Below are 226 nucleotides of genomic sequence, written 5' to 3'. Positions count from 1 at the left end.
GGGCACCGCGGCCACCGCGGCCACGGTCGCCAGCAGCTCGTCGACGGCGTCGGCGTCGGCGGCCGGGTCGAGCGCGGCCAGCCGGGCGCGGTCGAGGTGGACCCGCACCGCGAGGACGTCGCGGGCCCGGCAGTGCAGCAGCACCCCGGCGTTCATCGACTCGCCGCGCTCCACCCGCGGCACGACCCGCAGCAGCGCGTACTCGTAGGCGACGAAGCCGCTCACC

General features: G+C 78.3%; 1 protein-coding gene. It reads right to left on the bottom strand.

Annotation, left to right across the window (positions count from 1 at the left end; all coding sequences use genetic code 11):
• Positions 1-226, bottom strand: a 226-nt coding sequence (locus GTW08_RS24930; RefSeq protein WP_346009968.1) for a DUF3037 domain-containing protein, incomplete at both ends; no start/stop codon positions are given.

It is taken from the genome of Pseudonocardia sp. SID8383 (assembly GCF_009864975.1).
Classification (GTDB): Bacteria; Actinomycetota; Actinomycetes; order Mycobacteriales; family Pseudonocardiaceae; genus Pseudonocardia; species Pseudonocardia alni.
This window is presented reverse-complemented; position numbering and strand designations above follow the sequence as displayed.